This window comes from Undibacterium sp. GW821-FHT11H02 (genome assembly GCF_058808015.1).
This window is the reverse complement of record NZ_JBXARG010000023.1, coordinates 53,013-59,276: the sequence shown is the minus strand read 5'-3', so window position 1 is coordinate 59,276 and position 6,264 is coordinate 53,013. Positions and strand designations below refer to the sequence as shown.

General features: G+C 45.3%; 4 protein-coding genes. 1 reads left to right on the top strand and 3 read right to left on the bottom strand.

What is annotated here, in order from left to right; translation table 11 throughout:
- Positions 1–390: 390 nt before the first annotated feature.
- From AC1RR2_RS18735 to AC1RR2_RS18725, 3 genes are all read right to left on the bottom strand, one after another.
- Positions 391–1,767, bottom strand: a complete 1,377-nt coding sequence (locus AC1RR2_RS18735) for a tetratricopeptide repeat protein (protein WP_493223797.1) — start codon at positions 1,765–1,767, stop codon at positions 391–393.
- A gap of 101 nt (positions 1,768–1,868) precedes the next feature.
- Complete coding sequence (locus tag AC1RR2_RS18730) at positions 1,869–3,830, bottom strand: CHASE2 domain-containing protein (RefSeq protein WP_493223796.1); 1,962 nt, start codon at positions 3,828–3,830, stop codon at positions 1,869–1,871.
- A gap of 100 nt (positions 3,831–3,930) precedes the next feature.
- Positions 3,931–5,319 (bottom strand): FecR family protein, encoded by a 1,389-nt coding sequence (locus AC1RR2_RS18725; RefSeq protein ID WP_493223795.1) that lies wholly within the window; start codon positions 5,317–5,319, stop codon positions 3,931–3,933.
- Between the two features lie 232 nt (positions 5,320–5,551).
- Here AC1RR2_RS18725 and AC1RR2_RS18720 point away from each other — a divergent pair, with 232 nt between their 5' ends.
- Positions 5,552–6,256, top strand: a complete 705-nt coding sequence (locus AC1RR2_RS18720; RefSeq protein WP_493223794.1) for a Crp/Fnr family transcriptional regulator — start codon at positions 5,552–5,554, stop codon at positions 6,254–6,256.
- The last annotated feature ends 8 nt before the right edge of the window (positions 6,257–6,264 follow it).

Below are 6,264 nucleotides of genomic sequence, written 5' to 3'. Positions count from 1 at the left end.
CTGGCGCGCGGCCAAAAAGCGAGACGTACAACTGAGTCACTTGCGTGCGCATTTGTGTAGTAACAGCCATGTGTGTAACTCCTAAAAGGAAATTAAATTTAATTAAAAAAACTGCAAGTCAGCCATGTTGCGCTACTTGTCGATCGTATAGTAATTACGCCCAACAGAAAAAGACGTGATGTACATCACGTTTACAATATTTTTTCGTAAAAACAACAAGCTGACTCACTTTCTACCGCCTTACAAACTTTTTTATTGTTTGAAACTAATACACGCAGTAGTCCACGATTTTACTTCATATCATGATGCCAATGTAAACACTTGTTTGTACGCACATTGTAAGAATTTACTTTAAGTGTGAAAATGTGTTTTGAACTACACAAATGGGGCTTAGAAGCGGCGCTTTAGGCCTAGATTGAAGCTGCTGCCAGATTGTGCAAACAGCAAGATATTTGACCCTATCGAGTTGCGGTCAATTTTAAAAAAGATATCAAGATCAGCATCTAAAGGGGTGCTCATCTGAAAGCGGTAGTTTTGTCTATATAAATTTCGTCTTGCATTATTTTCCAACAAAACGCTATAACCTTCGGCATCGTAAGCATTGGAAAAGCTTGCGCTTAAGTCTATTTGCAATCGAGGTAGAATTTTCGAACCGAGCTGGATGAGCCATTCTTCGCGATGAGTCGTGCCGCCAGGACGCTTGGAAACAGGATTATCGAAACCATAACGACCGATAAATGTAAATTGAAATGATTTACCAGCAATAGCCTGCTCGCAAGCGGCCGCCAGTTGCGCCCAACTTACATTTGCATTCAGACCGTTTAAGCTGACATAACGACGCCATTCAAGCTCGGCACCAAAGCCATAACGACAAGATTTGATCGGGCGTTCGATACCAGCACTCAAACGGACATTGTGCAGTAAGCCCTTTCCTCCCAGACTTGAGAAATCACCGTAAACGCCAGCCGAAATGACGCCCATAGAATTGACATTTTGCATGCCAACATTGGTAGAAAAGTCCGTACCAGAAAAGGCATGCTCATGCTTATAGGCGCGATGTTTTGCTGAAAACCCAAATTCATAAGCTTTCGTTTCAACCACTCGGCGATAGCGCGTGCCAATAAATAATTGAGCATAATTATCAGCACGCGCTCTGAAATCAGGGTCTAGCGGCAAATCGATTCTGTCTTCGCCAAAAGTCACCGGAATAAAAGCCGATTGCAAGCCGCTATTGGCGTTGGTATCGTGTCCAACTTGAAATTCCATTAAATTTTGCCAATTTTTTACTGGCGCAGTCGCTTGTAGCAAACGCTTTCTGTAGCTATCTATTAATTTTCGCAACAACTCTGGCGGATGAAAAGTCGCCTCAATATAGTCAAAATAACCCGTCGCACTGTCGTAATTACCTGTCTCAAAGGTCGCAATCGCCAAGTCGATCCAAGTACCGGCATTATTTGGTTCAATCAAGACCGCACGTTCAAATGAGGCGGCAGCAGCCACATAATTATTCTGCTTCAATTGCAGAACACCTAGCAAATTGAAGAACTGTGCGTCGTTTTCATGGCGCACTAGTTCATTTTGCAATTCTTGTTCCGCCTGAACAAACTTCGCTTCACGATAGTAAGCATAGACTGATGGAAACTCTTGCAATTTAGCGAGTAAAACATCCTCGTGTTGATTGACCTTTTGCGCAAATGCTGGCGACGACAGCAACTGTGACAGCAAGATGAGTTGACAACACACTAAAATGTGCAGAAAAAAACGCATGTATGTGAATAAAATTCGGGCTAGGATTGCTTCAATTAGCTGGATTATAAGGCTTAATATAAGATTTAAGATAAGTAAGCCATATCTATACGGAAATTCTTTCAAAGCGCAGATGGCGCATAAACCTGAATCATTTGCTGACGACCTCGTATTGAGGTTTGCCCTATGTATTCAATATGATCAGGTCTTAGGTGTTGAGCGCAAACCTGTCCAATCAGAATGTGCTGCTGAAATTGTGCCGCTAAGCCTTCAATCCTGCTGGCCAAGACGACGGTCTCGCCGAGCGCCGTGTAGGTACGCCGGTGCTCTGAACCAAAATGTCCTATCAAAGCGTGACCAGACTCCAAACCTATGCTTACGCTCACTGGTGCGATGCCGAGTTCCATACAAAAGTCTGCCAAATTGCGAATTCTTTGCAGCATTTCTTGCGCCGCGTCGAAAGCATGCTGTGCATGATCAGGGTCATCATCAGGGGCATTCCAGAATGCCATCACCGCATCACCAATAAATTTGTCTATCGTGCCATGATGATTCACCACAGCATGCGCCATTTCACTAAAAATCTTATGCATTAAGGTGGCGACAATTTCTGGGCTTTGGGTTTCAACTATTCCTGTAAAGCCACGAATATCGGCAAACAATACCGTCACCTCACGCCGTGCAGCGTCAATCGTCGTATCAATCTTTTTCCCATTTTTTCCACGTCTTGCCGGCAGCACCAAACGTTGCGCAACTTGTTTAGGCAGATAGGCCGACAACAGGCCGAGCACACTAACGTGAGCAGAACTTGAGCTGTACAAGGCTAACAAAATGCAAGTCAAAATAGCGAGTGGCGGAAAGAATAGAAATGCGCCCAAGGGTAAGGATAGGTTGACGAACACATGCAAAGCCAAAGCACTTACAAACCCAAAACTCAAAGACAGGATTAACCAGCCTGGATAAAGCAGCATTATCGCTGTTGGCGCATGTACTTTTCTTATCATCCAGTGCAATAACCATGCCATTGGTAATAAAATCAAGGCAACTAACAGCAACGCAATCCGCGGCTGGTAAGGAAAATGATTGTCGAACAAAGCCGACAATACCTCAGCATGCGGCACCAGACCGGCGGCGCCTGGGTTAATCGGAGTTACTATCACGTCCGCCATGCCCAAGGCGGTTGAACCGACTAAGGCAACACTCCCTTTTAATTGGGCTGGTTCAATTTTTTTCTGCAAAATATCAGTGGCGGAAAAAGACATCCAGCCACCCTGATTATGTCGGTATGGCACGGTAATTAATCCTTGCTGGGTGAGCGGAATACGCGCGATGGCCATATCTTCGCCATCCATGACCAACATTTCCCAGGGTGGCGCCAACCAACCATTACCTGCCTGCAGTTTTAATGTAGGCCTGTCTAATAGACCTGAAAACGCGGCAATTTCAAGTAAGGGCATGCAACGTGCGAAAGTCGTCGGCGCACAAATAATCGGCGGCAAACTGCGAATCGCGCCATCACTATCTATCATCGGTGTGATATGGCCTACGCGGGTTGGCATAATGAGCTTATGATTACTGGTGGTCGGCAAGCCTGTTGTACGCGGCGCTGCAGCAGTGATACGGGTACCGATCACGGAGGGCAAATCTTGACTTAACTCAGGCAGTTCACGATTCAATAAATCATACACCACCGCACCTGTGACCTCGGGGCGCTGTATCTGGCTCGCTAAAACCTCGTCTTTTTGTCGCACTTCGGGGAACACAATATCAAGTGCAACGCCGGAAATTTTGTAATCGTCGACTAAAGTTTTGATCAGTGCGCCGACTTTATCTCTAGGCCAGGGCCAAGGTCCTTCTTGCGCCACACTCTTTTCGTCAATGTCGATAATAACCAGACGCCGTTCTCTGGTATCCCAGCCTTGTCTATGGGCGATAAAGTCCGTCCACTGGATCGCAACTTTAGTCCGCCAATCACTGAGCGCATGCTCGACTGGCGTCGTTAATCCAGGCAGTAATTTATCAATGAATAGCGAAGTCAGCAGAGCGAATATTAATACCAGAAGGCGAATTCGTTCACGTGACATAATGGATTCTTAAAACAAAAAATCAGGAGACTTCTCCTGATTTTTTTTTAGCCGCTGAATGAAAGGATTATTCAAAATTGACTTGTCATCGCCAGCAGATTTATTGTATCCAGCGTGTGGCACCAAAAATCGTCCCGCTATTGATATTCCGTTGAAAAAGATAGCCGACCTGATCACCATTTTTGGATAAGCTACCTGCCACTATCGTATCTGGCGAGGTGGTTTCACTCAAGAACACGCCTTGGAAAGAAATATCACCTGCGGCACGAATTTCTGTTGGAGAAATTCCTTTGACATTCACGATCAGTGAGGTATCAAATTTTCGGTTGGCAAAATCAATCACCAGATTGGTGTCGGAAACGCTGCCTGCCGTCAAAGACTTATCAGGATTCATCAGATAAGTTTCGGAGTCGGCTAATTTAAATTTAGCCACGCCGGAACTTGGTACGAAAACTTCACCTTTTTCGCGCGCCATACCGAACACCACATTACTAAAGGTCGTTTCACGATCTGGTGCTAATGCAGAATTAGTGGTACCGCCATCCGCAACAGTGGTCCAACGACCCCACCAGATTTTTGCTGGAACCACAGGCTCTGGTATGACTTCGGCTGGCTTTTCAACAGGCTTGTCGATAGGCTTATCAACTGGCTTTTCATTAGGTTTATTCGCACTCGCCAAAGTATCAATTTTGGTCTTAATCGTCGTCACCGTCACAGCTTGGTTAGTGTCTTGCTGTACCGTCGATACGGAAGACGTTGATGACTTATTGCCGCGATCCGCAGCCGGCTCTTCAGGACGAGGAGGCGACATCAGATTTGGGGAATTCAGGGATTTTTCTGCAGGCACCAAGACCGGCGCGTCTTTTTTATTGCGCAACTCAAGATATGCATCGCGCATCGCAGCTGTCAAGACGCGTGCAGTGGCGTTATTACATGGACCAAAAGAGGTCGATAAACATTCTTCGCTCAAGGGCGTCATGACAATCGCACCACTCTGTACGATCACACGGGTCACATCTTTTTCGGTATTCACAACAAAATCAGTACCACGAATCCCGATGGCGGCCAATGGTGTATTGAGACGATAGGATTGCTTTGATGCTTCACCCGCTTTGCCAGTAATGCTGCGTGCCGTACCTTGTTCGAGTACAAATTTGATGCGGCTGTTCTTTGGCTCAACTGCATCGTACTTATATTCTTCGATACGGAAACGTGACATCGGACGAATGCTGACAAAGGCACCATCTATCATTTTAATATGTACATGGCCGTTGGCACCTGTCAAAATAATCTGACCGGCTTGCAGTTTGTCGCCACGTGAAATCGCCTGGCTGCTCTTCGCGTCGGTGGAAGAATTCGCATCACCAATCACAAACGATACCGTACCCACAGCCTCACTGGCGTACGCCACCGAAGGTAGAACAAGTACGCCCAACACGACAAAGGAAGTCGCCAAATATTTTTTAAGACGGAAGAAAAAATTCTGCATAGCGCCCAACACTTTTTTTAAAACAGCTAAAATCGACTTTTAGTGGTAGTTTACTAGCGCTTATTGGCTAGCGTATACCATAGCTTAAACTTTTATACCCTTTTACTTTACACCCGATTTTACCGCATTTCAGGTATCGTGTTGTTTTTATGGATGTTTTTCTTCATTAAATTAATTTTTTATTATCTCAATAGTATCAATTCCAAACTCCTGACCACTAACAAATATATTCATGTCAATTGCAATAGAAGTAGCGGCTAATATTCCCTTATTCAAAGATTTCGACGAGCCATCCTTACAAAAGGTTGCCAGCCTCATGTCGAGCCGCACTTTTTTGAGCCATGACATCGTCATGCGCAAAGGCGAAACCGCAGAAAATCTTGCTTTTTTACTCAGTGGAAAACTGCAAGTGGTTGATTTAAGTGAAGAGGGTCGTGAGATCGGCATTCACTTTATTCAACCAGGAGCTTATTTTGGAGAACTTTCAGTCATCGATGGTTTGCCGCGCTCAGCCTCGGTCATTTCAGTAAAATTATCGGAAGTCGCATTTCTCCCAAGCAATCACGCCCGCGAATTAATTTTTCATCATCCGCTCATTGCGAAACGATTGATGACACATTTTGCTCAGATCGTGCGCGCCGCTTCGAATCAACGCACTTTACTGAGTATTCCGAATGCCTTTCAACGAGTTTTTGCGCAACTGCAAACCTTCGTACGAGAATCAAAAGATGGGCAAGTAATCGAAGGCATGCCTAAGCAACATGAAATCGCGATCATGGTCAATACCAGCCGCGAAACCGTGTCGCGCGCCATTCATACTTTGATGAAACTCAACATCGTGGAAAAGCAAGGCGCAATACTTATCGTAAAGAAGCCTGAACAGCTTAAGCATGTTGCTACTGTCGGCGTGGATGAAGCGAGTATGCCGAAAAAATAATCCGATTG

Excerpts from the sequence above, each read along its gene's own strand:
- AC1RR2_RS18735 (WP_493223797.1), bottom strand. The coding sequence starts at position 1,767 with ATGCGTTTTTTTCTGCACATTTTAGTGTGTTGTCAACTCATCTTGCTG.
- AC1RR2_RS18730 (WP_493223796.1), bottom strand. The coding sequence starts at position 3,830 with ATGTCACGTGAACGAATTCGCCTTCTGGTATTAATATTCGCTCTGCTG.
- AC1RR2_RS18725 (WP_493223795.1), bottom strand. The coding sequence starts at position 5,319 with ATGCAGAATTTTTTCTTCCGTCTTAAAAAATATTTGGCGACTTCCTTT.
- AC1RR2_RS18720 (WP_493223794.1), top strand. The coding sequence starts at position 5,552 with ATGTCAATTGCAATAGAAGTAGCGGCTAATATTCCCTTATTCAAAGAT.